This is a genomic window from Mesorhizobium hawassense, assembly GCF_003289945.1.
Classification (GTDB): Bacteria; Pseudomonadota; Alphaproteobacteria; order Rhizobiales; family Rhizobiaceae; genus Mesorhizobium; species Mesorhizobium hawassense.
Map to the genome: position 1 here is coordinate 1 of NZ_QMBP01000038.1, position 23,033 is coordinate 23,033.

Genomic DNA, 23,033 nt, shown 5'->3' on the forward strand with positions numbered 1-23,033 from the left:
CCGTGATATTGATCGTGATGGTCGACGTGGATGTATTGCCAAGGCCGTCGGTCACGGTGAACGTGAACACGTCCTGCCCGGGCTGCACATTGGCGCCATCATTGCCCGCCGGGACGTTCGCTTCCGGCGACGTCAACGTATAGGTGTAAGTGCCGTCCGCGTTGAGATGCAGGATGCCATACGTCCCGTTGATGTTCGTGCCGACATTGCCTGTCACGTCGCTGCCGATGTTGCCGGCCTGAACACCGGTCACGGTCGCGCCGTCGGGATCCGAGAAGGTCAGCGTGCCCGTCGTCGTCTCCGAGCCGTTGCCCGCATGCGAGCCGTCCACCGTCCCCGGTCCCAGGTCGCCGGCCGGCGGCGTCATGTCGATGCCCGCTTCGTTGACTGCAGCGACCTCTGCCGTCACCAGCGGTTGGCCGCCGGTCACGGTGATCGTCAGCGTCGCGGGCGAGGTGTCGCCGTCGCCGTCCGTGATCGTGTAGTTGAAGACGTCATTACCGGCTGTCGTGTTCGAATTGGCATGGTAGCTGTAATCGCCATTGGCGTAGACCGTCAGCACGCCATGCGCTCCGGTTACCGTCGTGACGCCATTGCTCGTTACCGAACCCGTCCAGGCGATCGACGCGATCCCGTCGGCTCCGGCGGTGTCCGCGGCGCCGATGCCATGCGTGCTCGTGCCGAGCTCGACATTGCCCGTCACCGTCTCGCCGGACTGCGCACCGTCCGTGTCGTTATGCGCCGTCGGAACGTCGTCCTTGATCGAGATCGTGATCGTGGAGGTGCTGGTGTTCCCAAAGCTGTCCTTCACCGTATAGGTGAACACATCCTGTCCGGGCTGCACGTTGGTGCCGTCGTTGCCCGCTGGGGCATTGGCTTCCGGATTGGTCAGCGTATAGGTGTAGGTGCCGTCCGCGTTGAGATGCAGGATGCCATACGTCCCGTTGATGTTCGTGCCGACATTGCCGGTCACATCGCTGCCGATGTTGCCGGCCTGAACACCGGTCACGGTCGCGCCGTCGGGATCCGAGAACGTCAGCGTACCCGTGGTGGTCTCCGAGCCATCGCCCGCATGCGAGCCGTTCACCGTCCCCGGTCCCAGGTCGCCGGCTGGCGGAGTCGTGTCGATGCCCGCTTCGTCGACGGTGGCGGCCGCCGGCGATATCTGCGGCTGGCCGTTGGTCACTGTGATCGTCAGCGTTGCCGGCGAATTGTCGCCGTCGCCGTCGGTGATCGTGTAGTTGAAGACGTCGGTGCCGGTCGGCGTGTTCGGGTTGGCCTGATAGCTGTAATCGCCATTGGCGAGGACCGTCAGCACGCCATGCGCGCCGGTAACCGTCGTCACGCCGTTGCTCGTCACCGAACCCGTCCAGGCGATCGATGCGATGCCGTCCGCTCCGGAGGTGTCCGCCGCTCCGGCGCCATGGGTGCTCGCGCCGGTCTCGACATTGCCCGACACCGTCTCGCCGGACTGTGCGGCATCCGTGTCGTTGTGCGCCGTCGGCACGTCGTCGATGACATTGATCACCAGGTTGCCGGTAGCGGGCTGGCTATCGAGGTCGGTCACGACGACTTGGAAGCTGGGCGCCGCTTCCGTATTGGCGCCGTCGCCGCCCGTGGCGCTGTGGTAGTCAGTCGTCAGCGTGTAGCTGTAATGAATCGTGCCGGCGCCGGTGGCGCTGTTGTACTCGTACCAAGCGCTCACCGCGCCGCCTGTGGTGGGATCCGTGAACGTCGTCGGGTTGCCTGAGTCGCTCGACAGCGCATGGCCACCCAGCGTTACGGAGTTCACTCCATCCTGCGAGGTGAAGCCGATCGCGCCGCTCACCGCGTTCGAGCCGTCATGCAGCGTACCGCTCGCCAGTCCCGCCTCGTAGACGATCGCGCCGGCAGCGCCCGCGGCCGGGATGTCGCCAAGCGTCGGCGGTTCGTTGCCGATGTTGATCGTCAGCGTGGTGTTCGACTGGTCGCCGTCGCCGTCCGTCAGCGTGTAGTGGAACACGTCGCTCACGCCGCCGGGCGTGTTCGCCGCGCGGTCATAGGTGTAGTGGCCGTCCGAATAGAGCGTCAGCGTGCCGTACTGGCCCGCGATGGTGGTGCCGGTGACGGCGGATGTCACATCCTGCGGCGCACCCGTGCCATAGGCCGAGGTCACGCTGGCGCCGTCGGCGCCCTTGACGTCCGCGCTCGTGGACGGGTCGGTCTCGCCGGCGCCCGTCATCACATTCCCCGAGATCTCCGCGTGGCTGCCCGCCGCGACGCTGTTGGCGTCTGGGTTCGCCGTCGGCACGTCGTCGACGATCTGGACCGAGAGCGTGCCGGGAAGCGAGACGTCGCCGTTGCCGTCGGTGACCGTCACCGTGATGTTGTCGAAGATGGAATCGGTGCCCGCGCCGGGGTGAGGCTCGCTGTGCAGCAGCGTGTAGGTGTAGCTCACCTGGCCGGTGGCGGCGTCGTAGCCGTTGATGGTCAGCGTGTTGCCGAGCGGCGTCGTGATGTCGATCGGCGTCGATCCGCTGTTGGCGAGCTCGGCGGCCGAAATAACCTGCCCGTTGATGTTCACCGAACCGATGCCGTCCGGCGAATTGATGGTGAAGGTACCGGTGTTGTGCTCGGAGGGGTCGTCGTCGACCGCGGCGCTGGTGCCCGCTTCGCCGGACCCCGTCGCGCCGGCGGTCTCCAGGCCCTTCTCGTTGACGGTGGTGTCGCCGCCATCGACCGAAGGCGTCAGGTCGATGATCGTCGGCGTGGAATTCTCGCGCACGAGACCCGGGAACAGGTCGCGGTGCTCCGGCTGGCCGAACGACAGATCGGTCGGCGGGAGGAGGGCGGTAAGTCCGAAGCCGTCGCCGATGCCGCCGGGAGGCTGTTCGAAATTTCCGCCCGCGCTGCTCGGCGAGCCGTTGCCGCCGGCCGAGATCGAGCCGTCGGCGCCGAAGGCGACATCGACATGGCTTGCCTCGAGAGCGGCGATCAGGGCGACGCGCGGCACCTCGACGTCGCCGATGATGAAGGTCGGCACGTTCAGCGCGCCGTCCTTGATGACGATCTCGGAGCCGTCGGGCTGCTGGAGCACGAGGTTGTGCCCGTCGACCTTGATGTTGTCGATCGAGACATTGGCCGGGAGCTTCACGACATTGCCGGCTTCGGCGTGATATTCATGCGGGACATTCGTAGCCGCGGCATTCGCCGCCGGGGCGTTGCCTGCTGGGGCGTTTCCTGCGTTGGAAGCCGGAGCATTGGAGGCCGGAGCGTTCGCATCGCCCGCCGGCTGGTTTGCCCCTTGAGCATTGGCCCCGCCTTGCGCCGGCGCGCCGCTGCCGACATCGACCGGCACGGGCTCACTTGCCGCCTGGCCGCTTGCCGCGACCTGGACCCCCGTCGGGATATGGTTTTCACCAGCGCTGGTGTGCTCGTCCCACGAATTTGAAACGGCGTCGAATTCGATATTGTTCGTCATAGCTAAAGCCCCTCCGGCATTTCCCGGAAAGAGACATGCGGGGCCCGGACTTTGCAACAGACCTTCAATCTATTTCATATATTGCAATATGTAGAGAATCGCATTTTTTACACTTGGTAAATCCTGATGATATATCCAGATATGCATTCTCTTAAGGGATGTAGGATTGGCTGCGAGGTGCGACGCCGGTCTGGTAAATGGAAGTATAAATTTGAATAAAATTTTATGGAAAATAGAATAAACTGATTCGCGGAAACTTACCCACCTTCCTTTCCGATAATTTGAGACAAGATTGGTAGCGTCCACAGTCAAAGGTGGGCGTTATGAAAATACAAAAAGCAGCCCCGGGGATGGCGGGGATCAAGGTTCTCTTGCTGGCGATCGGCCTTGCCGGTCTGGCAAATCCATCGTCGGCGAGTGCGAATTCGGCTGCGGATCCGGCCCCGCAGATGGTGCTCGCGCCGGCCAGCTTGGGTGGCGTTTCACTGGCCCGCCCGCAATCCTGGCGGCCGGCCGCCCCATACCGGATCGCCGATGTTTCGGCTGGCTATGCGCCGGCACTTGATGACGTCTCGACCGCCACGGCCGATGCCGGCATCGACCCGATCCACACTGCCGCGATCATCCCCGGCGTTTTCGGTTCCGTCGCTTTGTCGATGCGCAACTTCCCGGTCGCGGCGCGCTGGGCTCCGGTCTACAAGGCCATTGTCGATTGCACCGCGGGCAGCCCCTGCGACCGCGAAAGCCCGGCTTTCACGGAGATCATCAACATTGCCGCCAACAAGGGTTTTCGCGAGAAGCTCTCCTTCGTCAACAGCAGCATCAACCGCCTGATTGCCTATCGCAAGGACAGCGTCGTCTACGGCAAGCTCGACTATTGGGCGAAACCCTCCGAAGTCCTCGAACATCGCGCCGGCGATTGTGAGGATTTTGCCATACTGAAGATGGCGGCGCTGCTGCGCGCCGGGATTCCGGCGCAGAGCATGTCGCTCGTGGTACTCCAGGATCGCCGCCGCAAGTTCTTCCATGCCGTTCTGTCGGTGAGCACCGGAAGCGGCGCCTTCATCCTCGACAGCCTCGGCAACGCCGTCATGCGCGACAGCGATCTACCCGATTATGTTCCCCTCTATTCCTTCAGCACCGATCGCGCCTGGATCCATGGCTCGAAGTCCGGTGCGCAGATGGCCGATATCGCCGGCGGCTTCGCGACGGTGGCGCCCGGCGAAGGCTCGCCGGAACCATCGGTCGCTACGAGCCTGAGGCAGTAACCCGAAGCGGTTCGGCGTTTCGCGCAAACGCTGAACTTTCTCTATCTCTCGGTTCTTTCGCAAATTCAGGGCGGGAAAGCCGCTATGCGCGTTTCCCGGAATTGCCCTAGCCGTTGAAGACGAAAGCCATCAGCAGTTCGGGCTCGGTGACTGGCGCCCGCACGGCGCTGAGCTGGCCGCGATAGCGGCGCTCGCCGGCGCCGATGACGAAGCCGGTGCTGACCGGCGTGTCGCCATTGGCGTCGAGCCGGGCGAAGATGTCGGGAACGTTGAGGTCGAGCGCCAGCTTCAGGTCCTGCCGCCCATCCTCGCCTGGCGCGCTCGGCAATTGACGCCTGACCAGTTGCTGGAACGGCGTGTTGAAGGCCAGGATCTTCTTCGACGAGGACAGCGCGAACGCGGGCGAGGGGCAGGCGATCAGAATCGCATTGATCGTGCGGATCGAAGCGAGCTTGCGCAGCTCCATGCTTTCCTCTGCAAGGCCGCGCATGCAGGCAACGCGGATCGCCGAGGTGAGATTGCCTTGGTCGGGATGCTGTTCTGCGATCTCCTCGACCAGCATGCCGATCGTGCATTTGCGGCTTTCCGCCATGTGCTTCAGCGATACCCAGAAGGCGCGTTCCAGCCGGATGCCCCGACGCACGCCGCCGCGCGCCACGACCCGGAACTCCGGGCCGAAATCCTCGGCCACGAGCGACGGCAGCAGCCGTTCGCGCGGCGTGTCGGGCTGGGTGGCGCTATCGCTCACTCATCGCCTCCTGGCGCGCCTTGTTGATGGGCTTCAACAGATAGTTGAGGATCGTCTTGCGCCCGGTCTTGATGTCGACCGAACAGATCATGCCGGGGATGATCGAATAGGTCTTGCCGTTCCTCGTCAGCGTCGATTTCTCGGTCGCGACGCGCACCTGATAGTAAGGCTCGCCCGTCTTCTGGTCGACAAGACTGTCGGCGGTGATGTTGGAGACCTTGCCCTCGATGCCGCCGAAGATCGAGAAGTCATAGGCCGTGACCTTGATCAGCGCCTCCTGATCCGGCTGGATGAAGGCGACGTCGCGCGGCGAAACCCGTGCTTCGACCAGCAGTGTCTCGGAGGTTGGCACGATGCCGGCCACCACCGCGCCCGGCTGCACGAAGGCGCCGAGCGTGTTGATGTCGAGCGTGTTGACGATGCCGTCGACCGGCGAGCGGATGTCGGTGCGCGCCACCTTGTCGGTGGCGCCGCGGATGGTTTCGTCGACCACGGAAAGATCAGCGAGCGCCTGCGTCAGGTCGCTCAGTGCTTCCTGCTGCAACTGCACGCCCAGTTCGTTCACCTGAAGCTGCGCTTCGGTGATTGCCGCCTGGCTCTTCTTGATCGTCTCGCCGGCAAGGGTCAGCTGCCCGTGAAGGTCGGTCTGTTCCCGCTCGACGCGGATCTGTTCGGTCCTGGCCATCAGGCCTTTCTTGACCATCGGTTCGACCAGCGCCGCTTCCTGGTCGGTGACGGCAAGGCTCTTGGCCAGGCGATCGGCATTGGCGTTGGCCTCGTCCAGTTCCTTCTCGCGCTGATCGAGGCGCGATTTGAGAACGGACAGCTTCACCTCGAAATTGTCACGGCGCGCGACGAGCAGCTTTTGCTCGTTGTCGCAGATTTCCGGCGCGACCTTCCGGATTTCCGCAGGGCAGGGGAATGCCCCTTCGACATTGCCGCTCTGCTCGAACTGCAGCCGCGCGATGCGCGCCTGCAGCGCTCGCGCCTTGGCCTTCTCTTCGCCAAGGCTCGACGTATTGCCCGAGTTGTCGAGACGGATGATCAGGTCGTTCTTCTTGACCGTCTGGCCGATCTTGACGGCGATCTCCTGCACCACGCCGGGTTCGCTGGCCTGGATGATCTGCGTCTTCGAGGCGGGTATCACCTTACCTTCGCCGCGCGCGATCTCATCGACCTCGGCAAACGATGCCCAGGCCGTGAAGCACACGAACAGCGCTCCGACGATATAGACGGACGCCGAGGCGAAAAGGGGTGGGCGATCTTCCTTTGCAAGCATGTCTGTACGTTCCGGTCAGGCATTGCCCTTCTGCAATGCCTGGATGACTTGTTCCTTTGGCCCGTCCGCGACGACGCGGCCTTGATCAATGACGATGAGGCGGTCCGCGAGTTCGAGCATGCTGTAACGATGGGTCGACACGATCAGCGTCGTGTCGCGCTCGAACGCCACTTTGAGCTGCTTGATCAGCTGCCGTTCGGAAGCGAGATCCATCGAACCCGACGGCTCGTCGAGGAAGACGATCTTCGGCTTGGTCAAAAGCAGTCGCGCGATTGCCACCGCCTGCCTTTGTCCGCCCGAGAGATTGGTGCCCCGCTCGCCGACATTCATGTCGTAGCCGCGCGGATGCCGCGAGACGAAGTCATCGACGCCCGCGGCTTTCGCCGCGTCGATGATCTCCTCGTCGGTCGCTTCCGGCGCCGCCATCAAAAGGTTTTCCTTGATGGTTCCCGAAAACAGATCGCCGGCCTGCGCGACGATGCCGACCGCGGCGCGAACCTCCGACGGGTGGTATTGGCGGATATCTATGCCGTCGAGCAGCAGCTCTCCCGACGTCGGCAGGAAGAGCCGGCCGATCAGCCGGCCCATCGTGGTCTTGCCGGAGCCGATGCGGCCGATGATGCCGATGCGCTCGCCGGGTCTGACCGCGATGTTGAGCCCGCTCAGAACCTCGTTCTCGGTACCCGGATAGGCGAAGCCGACATTCTTGAAGACGAGCGCGCCGCTGCGGATCGGCCGGTTGACGAAGCCGACCGTGTCCGGGCGGTCCTCCGGCTGCGACATGATCGTGTTGATGATCCTGAGCGACAGCATGGCCTGCCGGAACCGGGCAAGCGTGATGGCGATCTGGCCGAGCGGCGCAACGGCCCGGCCGGCGAGCATGACGGTGCCGATGATGGCGCCTGTCGAGACCTGCCCTTCCGAGAACGCATAGGCGCCGGCCACAACCAGGGCGACGGTCACGAATTGCTGGATGGCGCCGGTGATGTTGCCGGCCGCCGCCGAGAGCTCCTTGATCTTCTCCGAGGTGTTGGCCGCGTTCTTCGAATGCTCGCCCCATTTGCGCAACAGGTAGGCCTCGGCGCGCAGCGACTTGATCGTCTCCAGCGTGGAAATCGATTCGACCAGCAGGGCCTGACGCTGCGAGGCCTCGTTCATCGAGGCGGCGACCCGCTTGCCGATCCGCCGCTGCGTGACCAGCCCGACGATGACGGAGATGACGAAGGCAAGCGCCGGTATGATCACCAACCAACTGCCGATGGCGTAGATCACAGCCAAGAAGAGGAAGACGAAGAGCGTGTCGATGAAGACGCTGATGGTGTTGGAGGTGAAGAACTCGCGCACGAATTCGTACTGCGTGACACGGTTCGCATATTCGCCGGTCGAGCCGGGCCGGGCCGAAAGCGAGGAGTTCAGCACTTTCTCGAACAGCAGATAGGAAATCCGCAGGTCCGCCTTGCGGCCGGCGTAGTCGATCAGCGACGCCCTGGCCGTCTTGAGGAGTAGGTCGAACAGGATGGCCGCGCCGATGCCGATCGCCAGCACCCACAGCGTGGCGATCGCCTTGTTCGGCAGGATGCGGTCGTAGACGTTCATGGTGAAGATCGGCGAGGCGATCGCCAGCAGGTTGATGAAGACCGCCGACAGCACCACCTTCGAATAGGTGCGCCAGAACGCCCCCATGGTGCCGGTAAGCCAGTGACGCCTTTCGATCCGCGCGGCGGTGCCGACCGTCATCTCTTCCGCCGTGTTGGCATAGGTGATCGAGAAGGACGTGCCGCCGCTGATATAGCTTTCGGCAAGTTCCGATCTGTCGATCTTGGTGCGGCCGTTTTCCTGCGGCGCCGTCAGATATTGCCCGCCCTCCATTTCCGCCAGCAGAGCGACCGGCAACTGGCTGACGCGGAAGACGATAGCCGGAAGATCGAAGCGGCCGCGCAAGAAATCGCGATTGTTGAAATCCTGGACTTCGAGGCCGATGCGTTCGGCCAGGTGGCGGATTTCGTCCGGCTCGATGCGGGAATCCGAAATCGGCACGCCGGCGAAAAGCACGGTTTCCGCGCTCGGCCTGCCGAGATAGGCCGCAACAGCGCAGAAGCAGGCTTTGAAAGCCTCCTTGGGCGAAAGGATGTTCGGTTGCTGGTTCACGATCTGCCCCGAAGGACGTAAGATCGATGCTTACATTAGCTACTTCTTCCTTACCGGCGCAAGAATGTCGAACGGCAGATCGTTCTTCTGTTCGGACGGCGTCCGCGCGTAGGTCTCGGTGTCGGCCGTTGCCGGCACGCCGAACTCCGTCCGCGCATAGGCGTCCGACTGCTTGGCCGGCTGGATGTTGAGCGTCTTCAGCAATTCCCCGGTTGCGGCCAGCAACCGGTATTCCGCAAACAGCGACGCGTAGGACGACGTGTCGGCCAGCGTTGCGGTGTTGAAGCGCGTGTTCTGGGCATCGAGCACATCGAGCAGCGAGCGCTGCCCGACCTTGAACTGCTCGCGATAGGAGGCGACCAGCTTTTCATTGGTGGCCGCCTGCTGCCGCAGCGTCTTTGCAAGGTCGGCCTGTCGGAAGCGGCGGTCCCAGGATGTGCGGACGGCTTCCTCGATCTCACGCTGCACCTGATGCAGCGCAAGACGCTGCTCGCTGGTGCGGCGGATCTGCTCCTGCTCGTTGGCCTTGTCGATGCCGCCGCGATAGAGGTTCCAGCGCAGCACCACCCGGGCCTGCAGGTCGCTCGCGTCGCCATTGTCGCCGTCGATGTCATATCCGCCTCGGGCAACACCCTCGGCCGTGATCGTCGGGCCGTATTTCGCCCGCGCCGCATCGACCAGCGAAGCGGCCGCGTCGATGTCGCTGTTGGCCATGTGGACGCGCGGATTGTTCTGCCTGGCGAGCCCGATCGCATCGTCCAGCGACCGCGGCAGGGCGGCTGAGACATCGGCCGGTCGCGACGCGCTGGTCAGCGGCTTGCCGACATTCTTGAAGAAGCGGATTTTGGCCGCCTCGAGTTCTTCGGTCGCTTCCTGCATCCGCGCCTTGGCGGCAAAGAGGCGCTCCTCGGCCTGCTGGCGGTCGGCGTCGTTGAGCGCGCCGCCCGCGATGCCTTGCTTGATGTCGCTGAGGATGGACTGATGGAAGCCCAGGTTCTTCTTGGCCTCGGCCACGATCGAAGCCTGCAGCATGTATTCCAGATAGTCCTGGACGACCGCGAGCCCGATGAACTCCGACCGCTCCAGAACCCGGAAGGAGGCGCCGTCGACGCGCGAGGCCTGGCGGCTCAGTTCGGCCCGCCTTGCGCCGCTGTCATAGAGCGTCTGCGAGACGGTGAGGTCGGCTTCGTTGGGATAGAGAGCGTCGTGAGATTCGCCGAGCACGCGCCTTGTGTCATTGTCCAGGCGGCGTACCCCGGTCGACGCTTCCAGATCGACGCTGGGAAGATACAGGCCTTTTGCCTGACGCAGCTCGAATTCAATCGCTTCGCGGTTTTCGATCGCCTGTCCAATCTCTGGATTGGATTCCACGGCGACGGCAACGGCTTCCTTGAGCGTGAGTGCGCTGGCGCTACTGCAAGCCAGCATCGACACCGTAATGGCAAGCGCAAACCGCCAGCCGACGGTAACTTTACCCGTCCTGGTCATTTCTACCCCGTGACTATCCCCGCGCCATTGTGTTTTTATTGGCGCTTATTTTGCCCAAGCCTGCCACCGGAGCTTTCGGCGAGTATCTATCAGATTTTTCGTGGATGTGAGTGCATAATGGATTAGGCACCTCTTAAAAGTGTGATTCCGGCCATTAGTGCCGGGGCCTGTAGCAAAAATGGCACAGAAACCGGGTCTCCCAGGCGAGGGGTCCTCGGCCCGAAACAGGCCACTATGGTTAATGATCTGGAACCGATGAAGATTCGTAAGGCCGCCACGCGCAAGGCATATTTCAGCAACGCGACCGACCGATCGAGCCGCAAGGATTTGGCTCTAGTCTGTGGATAAATGCCTAAGCCACCGACCAGCCACCGTCGACGAGAATATTGGCGCCCGTGATCAGCGACGCCGCCGGCGACGCCAGGAACACCACCGTCCCGGCCACATCGATCGGGTCGCCGATACGGCCGAGCGGGATGTGGCCCAGCACATGGGCGTGAAAATCCTTGTCGGCGAGCGAGGGCCGGGTGCCGTCGGTCCAGATAAAGGTCGGCGCGACGCTGTTGACGGCAATGCCGTGCTGCCCCCATTCGGCCGCGAGGCAGCGGGTCAGATGGTTGATCCCGGCCTTCGACATGCAATAGATCGCCTCGCCCTTCAGTGTCACCGTGCCGGCTTGCGAGCTGATGTTGATGATGCGGCCGGATTTCCGCGCGATCATCAGCCGGCCGACTGCCTGTGTGGTGAAGAACGTGCCTTTGAGGTTGACGTCGACGGTGAGGTCGAAATCCGCCTCGGTGACGTTCTCGGCCAGGTTTTCCGGCCCGAGCCCGACATTGTTGACCAATACGTCGATGCGCCCGAAGGTGGCATGCGCCTGCGCCACGGCACTGCGCACCGTGGCGAGATCTGTCAGGTCCATGTGCACGGCCAGCGCCTTGCGCCCGATGCGCTCGATCTCGGCGACGAGGTCCTTGCCGTCGGTGGCGCTGCGCACACCGACGACCATGTCTGCGCCGGAGCCGGCGCAGGCGAGCGCGCAGGCGCGGCCGATGCCGCGCGTCGCGCCGGTGACCAGCACCACCTTGCCGTTCAGATCGAATTTTGGCGTGAAATCGGTCATTTCCAGCCTCTCCCCGCGTCAGCTGGTCCGACATTAACCGGTCGCGCCGCGAAAGCCAGAAGGTCGCGCCTTGCTGGGGAAAATCTGCTGCGGCTTTGCAAAGCATGCCCAAGAAATCGCCATGCCCGTCTGCTTTGGTTGGCAAACCGCGATCGTCGCTGTAATGCGAGCCGGAAGCAAAGCGTGGACCTTGTTGCATGACCAATGTCGCCCTGACCGGACTTGCGCGCGACCTCGCCAAACGAGCCACCGAGGGCAGGCCGGTGCGCATAGGCGTCATCGGCTCCGGCGAGATGGGTACCGATCTGGTCACGCAGGGCATGCTGATGCCGGGCATTTCGATCGCGGCTATTTCCACGCGGCGCCCGTATACCGCCCGTGAGGCGATCCGTATCGCCTATGGCGACGAGGCAATGGCAGCCGAGGCCGAAACCGCCTCCAAGGTCACCCAGGCGATCGAGGGCGGCAGGATCGCCATCACCTCGAACGAGATGCTGGTCACCAACCCGTTGATCGACGTCGTCATCGACGCCACGGGAAAACCGGGCGTCGCCGCCGATTTCGACCTGATGGCCATGGAGCATGGCAAGCATCTGGTGATGATGAATGTCGAGGCCGACGTGACCATCGGCTGTTACCTGAAGCAGCAGGCCGACCGGTTGGGCGTCGTCTATTCGGTCGGCGCGGGCGACGAGCCGTCGAGCTGCATGGAACTGATCGAATTCGCCTCGGCGCTTGGGCTGACCATCGTCTCGGCCGGCAAGGGCAAGAACAATCCGCTCAACCACGACGCCGTCCCGGACGACTACCGGGAGGAGGCGCAACGCCGCAACATGAACCCGCGCATGCTGGTCGAGTTCGTCGACGGTTCGAAAACCATGGTCGAGATGTGCGCCATCGCCAACGCCACCGGCCTGGTGCCGGATGTTCCGGGCATGCACGGTCCCAAGGCCGATCGCGACCAACTGGCCAGGGTGCTGATCCCGAAGGAGGATGGCGGTCTGCTGTCGAGGAAAGGCGTGGTCGACTACACGATCGGCAAGGGCGTGGCGCCAGGCGTCTTCGTCATCGTCGAGGCGATGCATCCGCGCGTCGTCGAGCGCATGGATGATCTGCATGTCGGCAAGGGCCCTTACTACGGCCTGTTCCGGCCCTACCACCTGACCTCGCTGGAAGTGCCGCTGACCGCCGCCCGCATCGTGCTCCAAGGCAAGCCCGACATGGTGCCGCTGCCGAGGCCGGTGGCGGAAGTCTGCGCCGTCGCCAAGCGCGACCTCGCCGTGGGCGAGAGCTTCGATGCCATCGGCGAGACCTGCTATCGCTCCTGGACCATGACGGTCGCCGATGCCCGCGCCAGCCGCGCCCTGCCGGTCGGGCTGCTCGAAGGCGGCAAGGTGCTGAAGCCTGTCAGGAAAGGCGAGTTGCTGACGGCGGAGAATTCTGCGCCGGACCGCACGACGAAGCTCTACGCCTTGCGGCAGCTCCAGGACGAGATGCTGTACGGCGCGAAGATTACTTCCCCAGCTCTATCGACCTGAGTCGCGCCGCCTCCACCGCTTCCGTCACGAGTTTCGTCAGCCGGTCCCCGCCCATGAGCACGGCAAGTGCCGCGGCGGTCGTGCCGTTGGGGCTGGTCACCTGCTGGCGCAGCACGCCCGGCTCCTCGCCGCTCTCGCTGGCGAGCGAGGCGGCGCCGAAAACAGTCTGCATGGCAAGCAGCTTGGCGGTCTCTGTCGGCAGGCCGGCCTTTTCGGCCGCAACCGTCAGGGCCTCGATGAAGTGGAAGACATAGGCCGGGCCGGAGCCGGAGACGGCCGTCACGGCATCCATGAGGCCCTCGTCATCGATCGTCGTCACGACGCCGCTCGCCGAGAGCAGCTCGGCGACGAAACGGCGAACGTCGTCGGAGACCAGCGGGTTGGAAAAGACCACCATCATGCCCTTGCCGATCGCAGCAGGTGTGTTCGGCATGCAGCGGATGACCGGCGCGAGCTCGCCCAGGATCTCCTCGAAGGTCGCGACCGGCGTGCCGGCGGCGATGCTGAGAAAGCTGGTCCTGCCGTCGCCGAAGCGCTTGTACTGCGCCGTCACCTCGCGGATCACCTGCGGCTTTACCGCGATGACGACGAGATCGGGCACTGCATCGGCAGGAATGCCTGCGGCGTCGGCCGTCGCGCGGCAGCCGAGATGTTTGGCGCGCTGGCGCAGTTCCGCATTGGGTTCGACCACGAACACCGCCGACGGCTCGAGCTTCGCGGATTTCAGCCATCCCGCGAGCATGGCGTAACCCATATTGCCGCAACCGGCGAGAACGAGCCTGATCGTCATGAAAGCCTCCGCAAAGCCTCTCCTTAGACGCTAGAGGAGCGGCGGGAAAGCCCAGTTCGGCGCAGACCTCTCGGCCAGGATCAGTTGCGAAGGCGGACCGGGATCGGCCGCAGCGAAACTTGTCTCAAGCCAAGCACGCCCAGCACGAAGAACAGCCAGACCGGATCGCCGCGATGGAAGAAGAAGCTTTCCAGGAAGCCGTTCAGCGCCGTGAACAGTACCACCATCATGAAGAAATCGCCGAGGAAGATGTTTTCCTTGCGCGCCGGGATGCGCATGTAATCGCGCAAAGGCGCTATCAGGAAGGTGTAGACGGCGACGCAGAGCGCCGGGACGCCCATCAGCACGGCGATATCGAGATAGCCGTCATGGCCATGCACGATGGTGCGGATGTCCCAGGGCCGGTCGAAGGGCTGGTCCTGGTTGAGCAGCAGCGGCGTTCCCCAGAAGCTCTCGTAGCCGTAGCCGGTCCATGGCTTCTTCGCCAGCATCTCGCCGGCGAACTCCCAAAGTGTCGTACGCCCGGTATAGGTCAGGTTCGGAAAATAGATCGCCGCCAGATGCTTCACCGGCGGGATGAAGACGATACCGAGCGTGCCGACGGCGGTCGCGATGATGGCGAGCGCAAACAGGATCGGCGTGCCGAGCCGCATGCCGATGAGGCTGGGCAGCACGACGATCATGATCGAGAACGGCACCAGTCCGGCCGTGGTCTTGGATCCGGTGTGCAGCATGAAGATCATGGCCGCGCAGAAGATGCCGGCCCCCCACCAGCGCTGACCGCGCCGGAAGAGATAGAGGCCGGCGAAGCTGAAACAGGCCATCACCGGCCCCGCGATGTTCTTGTGCGTGAACACACCGCGCCACAGGCCGGCATGCTCGGGCTCCTGCGAGTCGGCCGTGTGCAGCGCCTCGTGCGGGAAGACGATCAGGCCGATATAGGAGAGGCCGATGACCACCACGGCAGTGAAGCTGACCACGCGGGCAAGGGACTCGGCGTCGCGCGGCAGCACCAGGATCGTCGCCATGGTGATGATGCCGATCATGGTGAAGGAGGCCGCGCGCATCGCCGTCGGCGGATCGGTCGCCAGCACCACCGACAGGAAGAAGAAGCCCAGCAACAATGCCCAGGACGGGCTGACCAGCGAACGCACCACTCGCGGATCGGCGAAAGCGAGCAGCGAGAAGATCGAGACGGCGCCGAGCGAGCCGAAGCCGAGCTGGTTGACGATATCGCCGCCGTCGCCTGTCAGTTCCGCGCCGGCCGGCTGGAACGGCCGGAACGAGACGATGATGACGGTGAACAGGAGCGCGGCGATAGCCGTCGCGACTCCTTCCCTGGTGAAGGCGGCGCTGAGCGGCGCGCGCTCAATTCCTCTCAGGCTGTCGGTACTGCTCATTGGCATATCCGAATTCGGCAAGCACCCGGCCGAGCGCGACATAGACCGGATAGAGGCCCGTCGTCAGCGAGCCGGTGCGCGCCAGCCGGATGGCGCCGCGCAGCGGCGAGGCGGCAAGCAGCGCCAGGCTTTTCAGGAAAACCTTGAGGCCGGCAAGCGGCGTGCCGGCGCGCTTCTTCTTTTCGACCAGCGTCGAGATAACACCATTGCGCAGGCTGCGGGCGCGGATCCAGTCGGCCTCGACGCGCCGGGCCGGTACGGTTTCTTTGACCTTTGCTTCCGCGCACCAGCCGAGCACGAAGCCTTTCTGCGCCGAACGGCTGAGGAAGTCGGAATCGCCGCCGCCCATGAAATTGAACCGCAAGTCGAGGAAGGGCGGTCCCATCGCCGCCAGCACGTTGCGACCCACCAGCAGATTGCCTGACGAATAAAGCGCCGGCACGCGGCCGGTTTCCCGATAGGGCGGTGCAAAGACTGGATGCTCGGCCCACCTGGCGTGGCTCGGATCGGCGAAGACCGGCACTTGCGGGCCGCCGACGATGTCGGCGTGAAGCGTCTCGGCGGCCTTGCACATGCGCTCCAGCCAGTCTGGCGCGGCGATCTCGTCGTCGTCGATGACCAGCAGGTGCCTGAAGTTGGGAAACTGCAGGATCGCGGTCTGCCAGCCGGCATTGTAGGCGCTGCAATTGCCGCGCTCATGCGCGATGATCACCATGCCCGTCATCTCGCCGCTTTCGAACAGCGGCAGCACCGCGCTGGCGCCCTCGCGCGCCTCGGTCTCGTTTTCCACGACGACGACGGCGAAGCGCCGGCCGGTCCGCTGCGCCTTGAGCGAGGCCAGGGTCTCCAGCACCTGCTGCGGCCGCTTGAAGGTCGGCAGCGTCACGACCGCCTCGACGGCCTCGGCGGCAAGCCCCGGCGACCGCCCGGCTATCGATACAGAAGCGTCGGACGGCAAAGGGATCATCCGTTTCCAGCAGCGTGGGTTTGCGCTCTCGATAGCATCGCGGTGATAACGTTTCGTTAATCACCTTCGCGGCCGGCTGTTGGAAAAGCCGGGTCTTCGGCCTTTGACGGTGCCATTTAATCAAGACTTCACCGCGTTTTGCTACCGGCTGCAGCCAAGGATAGGTGAGATGCATCTGCTGTTCGCCACATCGATCGTGCCCGATGGTGCTCTCGCCTCGGGCTACGAGATTGCCAACGCCGCGATCATCGACGCGCTGCGGCGTGCCGGCGTGCGCGTGACGGTGATCGGCTTCATCTGGCCGGGCAAGGCTCCGTCCGATCCACAGAACACCATCGTTCTCGATGCCGTCGAGGTCCGCACCGAAAGCGCTTCGCCGCTGCAAAAACTTGTCTGGCTGGGCAAGGCGGTTCTCTCCGGCCTTACCTTTTCCTCGGTCAAGCTGCGCGTCGTCCCGGATACCGAAGTCCGCGATGCGATCGAGCGCGCCGGTCCCTTCGACGGCTATGTCCTGAATTCGGTGCAGTTCGCCGGTGCCTTCGAGAAGGTGCTCGCCGGCCGTCCATTCGTCTTCGTCGCGCACAATGTCGAGCATCGCTCGGCCGAGGAAAATGCCGCCGCGGCCGGCGGCGCGTTCCAGCGCTGGATGTTCCGCCGCGAGGCCAGGCTGCTCAAGGTTATGGAAGAGCGCCTCTGCGGCGCCGCGCGTTTCGTCTTCACGCTGGCCGACGAAGACCGCTTAGCGCTCGGCATCGCCTCCGACAGGCGCTCGGCGGTCTTGCCGCTGGTGACCCGCGCGCAGGTGTCGGCTGGCAAGGCGCAGCGCCCCATCGATTGCGACGCCGCGCTGATCGGCACCTGGACCTGGCAGCCGAATCGTATCGGGCTCGACTGGTTCCTGACCAGGGTGGTGCCGCATCTGAAGCCGGATTTCCGCATCAGGATCGCCGGCAGCATGCCCTCCGGCGTGACCTCGGCGCATCCCGGCGTTTCTTTCGTCGGCAGGGTTCCGGATGCGCAGGCCTTCGTGCGCGGCGCCGCCGTCATCCCCTTGATCAGCACCGCCGGCAGCGGCGTACAGCTGAAGACCATCGAGACTTTCGAACTGGGGCTGCCGTCTGTCGCCACCAGCCGCTCGCTGCGCGGCATCGGTTATCGCCCCGACAATTGCGTGGTGACCGACGATCCGATCGCCTTCGCCGCCGCTCTCCAGGCGGCCGCGGCCAATGTCCGCGACGTCGACGGCAGCACCTTCCATCGCCGTCAGTTGACGGCGCTCGACACCGCGATCGGGCTCGGCCTGGAGCAGCTCGGCGCCGTCAGGCAGGAGGTGGCCGCATGAACATGCACACCGCGCGCGCCGCCTTCGGCTTCGACACGCTGAAGACCATTTTAGGCATTCCGGTGCTGGCCATACGCTGGGACGAGGCCATAGCCTTGCTTACCAGGCTGATCGACGAGCGTCGTTTCACCAAGGTGAGCTTCCTCAACGCCCACAACGCCAACCTGGCCTGCACCGATGCGGTCTTTGCCGAGGCGCTGGAAAACTTCCTCATCCTGCCGGACGGCGTCGGCGTCGACATGGCGGCGAAGCTGCTTTACGGTGCGCCGTTCCCCAGCAACCTCAACGGCACCGACTTCATTCCGGCCTTCCTGCAGGCCTCGTCGCACCCGCTGACGGTGGCGCTGCTCGGCACGACGCGCGCCAATGCCGAAGCCGCGTGCGCGAGGCTATCGACGCTCGCCGTGCAGCACAATTTCGTCGTCATCCATGACGGTTTCTTCTCCGCCGCCGAGGAGCCGGCGATCCTTGAGCGCATCGCCAGACTGCGGCCGGATGTGCTGCTTGTCGCCATGGGCGTGCCGCGTCAGGAATTGTGGATCGAGCGGCACATCGACAGCCGTCACTGCACGCTACCGGTCGCTGTCGGCGCGCTGCTCGATTTCATGAGCGGATCGGTGCCGCGCGCGCCGCTGTGGCTGCGCCGGCTGCGGCTAGAATGGCTGTTCCGACTCTGGATCGAACCCGGCCGCCTGTGGCGGCGCTATATCGTCGGCAATCCGGTGTTCCTGTGGCGCGTCGTCAAGCAGAAGCTGTCGCTGGGACCACGGCCGGTGGAGGCGCGCCGGTGAACAGCCGCTTCGTTCCGGATACCGCCACCAAGATCGACCCGCTGCCGCGCGCGCCCATGGCCGCGATCGTCACCGCGAGCTACGCGCCGGATTTCGAACGCTGCCGGCTGTTGTGCGAAACCATCGACCGCCACGTCACCGGCATGGCGCATCACTACATCCTCACCGAGCACCGCGACGTCGCGCTGTTCCGCCAACTGGAAGGCAGCCACCGCAGCGTCGTCGACGAACGCGACCTGCTGCCGCGCTGGCTGCATGCTTTCGACGATCCGCTGAGCGGCTTTCGCCGCCGCATCTGGCTGAGCATCAGGACGCAGCCATTGCGCGGCTGGCACGTCCAGCAGTTGCGCCGCATCGCCATTGCCGGCCACGCCAGGGAAGACGTGCTGGTCTTCTGCGATTCCGACGTCACCTTTGTGAAGCCGTTCGACACCGATGCCTTCTGGCACGACGGCAAGGTGCGGCTGTTCCGGCGCGACGGCATGCTGTCGAACGATGGCCATGACGAGCATCGCATCTGGTCACGCAATGCCGGCGCAGCACTTGGCATCGATCCCGCCAATCCGTCGAGCCACGATTACATCTCGACGCTGATCGCCTGGCGCCGCGAGACGGTCAACGCGATGTGCGAGCGCATCGAGAAAGTGCATGGCCGCGACTGGGTCGGCGTCGTCGGCTCGGCGCGCCAGTTCTCCGAATGCATGATCTATGGCCGCTATGTCGACGACGTGCTTCAAGGCGCCGGCCATTTCCACGGTTCGGAGGAATTCTGCCACGTCCACTGGAACGGCGAGGCCCTCTCGGATGAGGCGTTCCGCCGCTTCGTCGACGCCATGGCGCCGGAGCAGGTGGCGATCGGCATGCAGTCCTTCATCGGCACCGATGTCGAGCGCATCCGCCGCCTGATCGGGCTGGACTAAAGCAATTCCAGGAAAAGTGTTTACGGTTTTCCGCCCGGAATTGCGTCAAAACAAAGAGATAGAGCGGCTCGCCGTTTCCGTGAAACGGTGAAACGCTCTAGCCTACGCGGGATTCAGGTCAGGCCGGCCTGACCTGAATCAGATCGCCTTGGCCGGCCGGCGCATCGCCGAGTAGGTCAGCAGCATCGAGGCGACATAAAGCAGCAGGAAGACGATGTTGAGCGACAGCACCAGATCGGCGGTGTCGGGGATGGTCGTCAGCACATAGATCAAAAGCACCGCCTTCAGGCCGGCGAGCAGGCCGAGATTGATCGCCCGCACCGCCGTCTGGCCGCGCGCGAAGAGAAGCTCGGCCTGGTATTCGACGAGGTTGCGCAAGCCCGGCACGCAGACCGCCAGCGCCACCAGCGGCGCCGCCTCGGCGACATTCCTGCCGAGCGCATTCGGGAAGAAGTGCAGCACGATGCCGAGCGACACGAGCGCCAGTGTCGAGACCAGGAAGACGCCGCCTTCGATGCCGCTCTTGACCGCCAGCCGAGACAGAAGCTCCGGCGCCCGCATCATGCGCTGCACCAGCATCATCGAGAAGGTGCGGATCGGGATCGCGGTGAGATCGACCAGCCGCATGATGATGGCGTAGATGCCGGCCAGATGCGGTCCGCCGATCGACAGCACCAGGAGCTTGTCGAACTCCATCTGCAGATAGAACAGCACTTCGGATCCGGCGACATAGATGGAATCGGCGAGCCGCCGGAAGTAAAGCTCGGCACGCAGCCTCAGCCGCTGGCGCGGATAGAAGAAGACGAAGGCGACGACGAGCGAGGCAGCGTTGGCGCCGATATAATACAACGACCACACGCCGATCGAGTGCTGCGCGCCAAGCATGAACAGCACCGCGCCGATTGCCCTGAGCGCCGTCGCCAGGATGGCGAGCACGGCTGCCCGCCCGAACTTGCCGAGCCCGTTGTTGACGATCAGCGCCACCTCGACCGGTCGCCACAACAGCGCCTCGGCGAAGACCACAGCGGCGAAGGCCGACAGCGGCACGGTGCCGGCGAAGAAGATCAGGTAGACGATGTAGGAGGCGGCGGCGAGGAACGGCAGCGACAAGATGCCGAGAAGCAGGAAGCCGGCGGTGAAGGTGCCGATCAGATTGGGGCGGATCGTGGCCGTGCGGTAGAGCGCCGAGATGAAACCGAAGGCCAGGATGCGCGACAACATGATGCCGGCGGCAGAGGCGGTCGCGAACATGCCGAACTCGGCGATCGACAGCGTGTTGGCCAAAGCGATGAAATAGGCGAGCGAAAACACCAGCCGGCCGCCGGCCCCGCTGATCGCCGAGAAATAGTCGAGTACCAGTTTCCGGCGGGTGGCCACCAAGTGGCCGATCCGCGCGAAAGTCCGCCTTTGCGGCATGTCGCTGGCCTGGGTCATGTCGGGAGCGATACATAGGCTGGAAAGTTTAACGCGGCGTTCTGGCGGCCGCCTCGGCGGCGCTGAAACGCCGCGAACACGGCAAGAAACCGCGAGAGCACGGATGCAAAATTAACCGTTTGTTTCCTATGCCCGTTTAGCGTGACTTAACGATTGGCCGATCCGCCGCTCCCAAGCCGCCAGAGAGTAAGTTCCAGGACAATGGTTGACAGGGATAACCGTGATGACTGGAGGCGCGAGCGTTCCCTGCTCGCGCTCGGTCAGGCCATGCGCGGCGAGGACAACAACACGGTCGCTATCGGCGACCGGGCCGACTCTTCCTGGCGCGAGGATGCCGCCGCGCGCCATCGCGCCGCGCGTTCCGAGCGCGAGGCGAAATCAAATCCACAGCCTACCGATACCGGCGAGCCTGGCCGCGATCAGGCTCTGCTGAACGCGGATCCGGTCGAAGCCGCGGACGACCGGGCGGGGAGAGATCGGCCCGCTTCGCCCGGCCAGGGCTACGAGGCCGCGGGCAGCCATAAGCCGCAAGCGGCTCCCGAACCTCGTTATGCAAGCCGGCCATCCGCGGCCGAGGATTCCCAGGAATGGAAACCGCTGATCGACCCGATGCAGGTCGTTCACGGCGTCACGCGATCGAAGGCGCTGATCCTATCGACGACGATCCTGGGCGCCGCCCTTGGTGTCGCCATCGCGCTGTCGACCCCGAAGAAATACGAGGCCACCACAGACGTCATCGTCGACCCGCGCGACCTCAAGCTCACCGATCGCGACCTGACGCAGAACGTTGTCGCCTCGGATGCGACGCTCGCCATCGTCGAGAACCAGGTCCGCATCCTCACCTCGGGCACCGTTCTCAACAAGGTCGTCACCGACCTCAATCTCACCAACGACCCCGAGTTCAACGGCCAGGGCACGGGCGGCCTCGGCCTGATGTCGACGCTTCGCTCGATCCTGTCGCACCAGGATGCCGGCCCCGCCGACGAAGCGCGCAAGCGCGCGCTGGCGGTCGGCAATCTGGCCGACAGTCTCGACGTCGAGCGCGGCGGCAAGACCTTCGTGGTCTCGGTCAGCGCCACCACGCAGAATGCCGAGAAATCCGCCCTGATCGCCAACACCATGGTCAAGGCGTTCAAGCAGATTTCCAGCGAGATCCAGTCCAGCACCGCGGGCCGCGCCAATGACGAGCTGACCTCCAGGCTCGATGAATTGCGCAAGGGCGTCGAGACGGCCGAACGCAACGTCGAGGACTACAGGGCGACGCACGACCTCGTCGACGCGCAGGGCCATCTGATCAGCGACGACCAGATGCTGAAGCTCAACGAGCAGCTTTCGGTCACCCGCGCCCGCACGCTCGAACTCAACGCGCGCGCCGCCTCGGCGCGCTCGCTGAACGTCAATTCGGTCCTCAGCGGCACTTTGCCCGAGGAAATCAACTCCAACATGATGAGCGAGCTGCGCTCGCAATATGCGGCGCTGAAGCAGGAAGCCGACCGCGCCGAAGTCAAGCTCGGGCCTCGCCATCCGGAGATCGAGGCTCTGAACGCCCAGCTCGCAGGGGCGCGCGAGCGCATCGGCGCCGAATTGCAGCGCATAGCGTCCTCGCTTCAGGTCGACCTGAAGCGTTCGGTCCAGCTCGAGCAGGATCTTTCCTCGCGCCTGGCGCAGGCCAAGGTGCAGAGCGGCGACGTCAACAACAATCTGGTCTCGCTGCGCGAGCTGGAGCGCGAGGCTGCCGCCAAGCGTTCCGTCTACGAGCAGTTCCTGCTGCGTGCCAAGGAAACCGGCGAGCAGAAGGACATCAACACCGCCAACATCAGCGTCATTTCGGACGCCTATGCGCCGCTGCAAGCCAAGGGTCCGTCGCGCGCCGTGATGGCCGTGGCCGGCCTGGTTGCCGGCCTGTTCGCCGGCATCGGTCTCGGCGCGCTGCGCGGCATATTTGCGAGCCTGCGCGAGACTGCCGATGGCCGCTCGCGTCGCAGGGTCGATGAGCGTGCTCCCATGGTGGAGAACACCTCCAACCGTGCGGCTCCGCCGCCATCGCCACCGCTCGTCACGCCGCCTCCGGCCCCGCCTGTCACTCCGCCGCCGGCCCGGCCTGTCGCCTCGCCGCCGGCAGCATCTTTCACGCCGCAGCCACCGGCTCCGTCTTTCCCACCACCGCCGGCTCCGTCATTCGCGCCGCCACCGGCCGCGTCATTCACGCCGCCCCCAGCCGCGCCCTCCACGCCGCCGCCTGCCTCACCCCCGATCCCCCCACCGGCGGCGTGGAGGGCGCGGCTGGGGGCGGCGTGAATGACGCGGCCGGTGGCGGCGCGAATGACGGAGCCGGCG

At 64.6% G+C, this 23,033-nt stretch carries 16 protein-coding genes; 6 read left to right on the plus strand and 10 right to left on the minus strand.

Annotation, left to right across the window (positions count from 1 at the left end; all coding sequences use genetic code 11):
* On the minus strand, positions 1-3,460 hold a 3,460-nt coding region (locus DPM33_RS34870; RefSeq protein WP_208648489.1), incomplete at its 3' end, for a beta strand repeat-containing protein.
* Between the two features lie 323 nt (positions 3,461-3,783).
* Here DPM33_RS34870 and DPM33_RS34875 point away from each other — a divergent pair.
* Positions 3,784-4,728, plus strand: a complete 945-nt coding sequence (locus DPM33_RS34875) for a transglutaminase-like cysteine peptidase (protein ID WP_112102055.1) — start codon at positions 3,784-3,786, stop codon at positions 4,726-4,728.
* 106 nt (positions 4,729-4,834) lie between these two features.
* On the opposite strand, the gene DPM33_RS34880 is transcribed toward DPM33_RS34875, so the two are convergent.
* The 5 genes from DPM33_RS34880 to DPM33_RS34900 form a co-directional block, all read right to left on the minus strand.
* Positions 4,835-5,476: a ribbon-helix-helix domain-containing protein gene (locus DPM33_RS34880; RefSeq protein WP_112102057.1), complete on the minus strand. Its 642-nt coding sequence runs from the start codon at positions 5,474-5,476 to the stop codon at positions 4,835-4,837.
* A complete protein-coding gene (locus tag DPM33_RS34885; protein ID WP_112102059.1) occupies positions 5,466-6,755 on the minus strand; it encodes an HlyD family type I secretion periplasmic adaptor subunit in 1,290 nt (429 codons plus the stop codon). Before DPM33_RS34885 ends, DPM33_RS34880 begins: the two co-directional genes overlap by 11 nt.
* Before the next feature lie 15 nt (positions 6,756-6,770).
* On the minus strand, positions 6,771-8,903 hold the full coding sequence (locus DPM33_RS34890) for a type I secretion system permease/ATPase (protein ID WP_112102060.1): 2,133 nt from the start codon (positions 8,901-8,903) through the stop codon (positions 6,771-6,773).
* Positions 8,904-8,942: 39 nt separating this feature from the next.
* Positions 8,943-10,391: a TolC family outer membrane protein gene (locus tag DPM33_RS34895; protein WP_112102062.1), complete on the minus strand. Its 1,449-nt coding sequence runs from the start codon at positions 10,389-10,391 to the stop codon at positions 8,943-8,945.
* Between the two features lie 352 nt (positions 10,392-10,743).
* Positions 10,744-11,514: an SDR family NAD(P)-dependent oxidoreductase gene (locus tag DPM33_RS34900; RefSeq protein WP_112102064.1), complete on the minus strand. Its 771-nt coding sequence runs from the start codon at positions 11,512-11,514 to the stop codon at positions 10,744-10,746.
* Positions 11,515-11,711: 197 nt separating this feature from the next.
* Here DPM33_RS34900 and DPM33_RS34905 point away from each other — a divergent pair, with 197 nt between their 5' ends.
* On the plus strand, positions 11,712-13,052 hold the full coding sequence (locus DPM33_RS34905; protein WP_112102066.1) for an NAD(P)H-dependent oxidoreductase: 1,341 nt from the start codon (positions 11,712-11,714) through the stop codon (positions 13,050-13,052).
* Here DPM33_RS34905 and proC read toward each other — a convergent pair.
* From proC to DPM33_RS34920, 3 genes are all read right to left on the minus strand, one after another.
* Complete coding sequence (proC, locus tag DPM33_RS34910) at positions 13,027-13,842, minus strand: pyrroline-5-carboxylate reductase (protein ID WP_112102068.1); 816 nt, start codon at positions 13,840-13,842, stop codon at positions 13,027-13,029. The two genes, DPM33_RS34905 and proC, sit on opposite strands and share 26 nt — an antisense overlap.
* Before the next feature lie 80 nt (positions 13,843-13,922).
* Complete coding sequence (locus tag DPM33_RS34915) at positions 13,923-15,242, minus strand: O-antigen ligase family protein (RefSeq protein WP_112102070.1); 1,320 nt, start codon at positions 15,240-15,242, stop codon at positions 13,923-13,925.
* Positions 15,211-16,209 carry a glycosyltransferase family 2 protein gene (locus tag DPM33_RS34920; RefSeq protein WP_112102072.1) on the minus strand — a complete coding sequence of 333 codons (999 nt, stop codon included), beginning with the start codon at positions 16,207-16,209 and terminating at the stop codon, positions 15,211-15,213. Before DPM33_RS34920 ends, DPM33_RS34915 begins: the two co-directional genes overlap by 32 nt.
* A gap of 169 nt (positions 16,210-16,378) precedes the next feature.
* On the opposite strand from DPM33_RS34920, the gene DPM33_RS34925 reads away from it, so the two are divergent.
* The 3 genes from DPM33_RS34925 to DPM33_RS34935 are packed head-to-tail and all read left to right on the plus strand — an operon-like array spanning position 16,379 to position 19,262.
* Entirely contained in the window at positions 16,379-17,551 is a 1,173-nt protein-coding gene (locus DPM33_RS34925; protein ID WP_112102074.1) for a glycosyltransferase, read from the plus strand.
* Positions 17,548-18,342 carry a WecB/TagA/CpsF family glycosyltransferase gene (locus DPM33_RS34930; protein WP_112102075.1) on the plus strand — a complete coding sequence of 265 codons (795 nt, stop codon included), beginning with the start codon at positions 17,548-17,550 and terminating at the stop codon, positions 18,340-18,342. The genes DPM33_RS34925 and DPM33_RS34930 overlap by 4 nt, the downstream gene beginning before the upstream one ends.
* Positions 18,339-19,262, plus strand: a complete 924-nt coding sequence (locus tag DPM33_RS34935; RefSeq protein ID WP_112102077.1) for a DUF6492 family protein — start codon at positions 18,339-18,341, stop codon at positions 19,260-19,262. Before DPM33_RS34930 ends, DPM33_RS34935 begins: the two co-directional genes overlap by 4 nt.
* A 138-nt stretch (positions 19,263-19,400) precedes the next feature.
* Here the strand turns inward: DPM33_RS34935 and DPM33_RS34940 are convergent, their stop codons facing one another.
* Positions 19,401-20,696: a lipopolysaccharide biosynthesis protein gene (locus DPM33_RS34940; protein WP_112102079.1), complete on the minus strand. Its 1,296-nt coding sequence runs from the start codon at positions 20,694-20,696 to the stop codon at positions 19,401-19,403.
* Between the two features lie 201 nt (positions 20,697-20,897).
* Between DPM33_RS34940 and DPM33_RS34945 the strand changes: the two genes are divergently transcribed.
* Entirely contained in the window at positions 20,898-22,994 is a 2,097-nt protein-coding gene (locus DPM33_RS34945) for a GumC family protein (RefSeq protein WP_112102082.1), read from the plus strand.
* Positions 22,995-23,033: the final 39 nt, after the last annotated feature.

Excerpts from the sequence above, each read along its gene's own strand:
- DPM33_RS34875 (WP_112102055.1), top strand. The coding sequence starts at position 3,784 with ATGAAAATACAAAAAGCAGCCCCGGGGATGGCGGGGATCAAGGTTCTC.
- DPM33_RS34885 (WP_112102059.1), bottom strand. The coding sequence starts at position 6,755 with ATGCTTGCAAAGGAAGATCGCCCACCCCTTTTCGCCTCGGCGTCCGTC.
- DPM33_RS34895 (WP_112102062.1), bottom strand. The coding sequence starts at position 10,391 with ATGACCAGGACGGGTAAAGTTACCGTCGGCTGGCGGTTTGCGCTTGCC.
- DPM33_RS34900 (WP_112102064.1), bottom strand. The coding sequence starts at position 11,514 with ATGACCGATTTCACGCCAAAATTCGATCTGAACGGCAAGGTGGTGCTG.
- DPM33_RS34905 (WP_112102066.1), top strand. The coding sequence starts at position 11,712 with ATGACCAATGTCGCCCTGACCGGACTTGCGCGCGACCTCGCCAAACGA.
- proC (WP_112102068.1), bottom strand. The coding sequence starts at position 13,842 with ATGACGATCAGGCTCGTTCTCGCCGGTTGCGGCAATATGGGTTACGCC.
- DPM33_RS34915 (WP_112102070.1), bottom strand. The coding sequence starts at position 15,242 with ATGAGCAGTACCGACAGCCTGAGAGGAATTGAGCGCGCGCCGCTCAGC.
- DPM33_RS34920 (WP_112102072.1), bottom strand. The coding sequence starts at position 16,209 with ATGATCCCTTTGCCGTCCGACGCTTCTGTATCGATAGCCGGGCGGTCG.
- DPM33_RS34925 (WP_112102074.1), top strand. The coding sequence starts at position 16,379 with ATGCATCTGCTGTTCGCCACATCGATCGTGCCCGATGGTGCTCTCGCC.
- DPM33_RS34930 (WP_112102075.1), top strand. The coding sequence starts at position 17,548 with ATGAACATGCACACCGCGCGCGCCGCCTTCGGCTTCGACACGCTGAAG.
- DPM33_RS34940 (WP_112102079.1), bottom strand. The coding sequence starts at position 20,696 with ATGACCCAGGCCAGCGACATGCCGCAAAGGCGGACTTTCGCGCGGATC.
- DPM33_RS34945 (WP_112102082.1), top strand. The coding sequence starts at position 20,898 with ATGGTTGACAGGGATAACCGTGATGACTGGAGGCGCGAGCGTTCCCTG.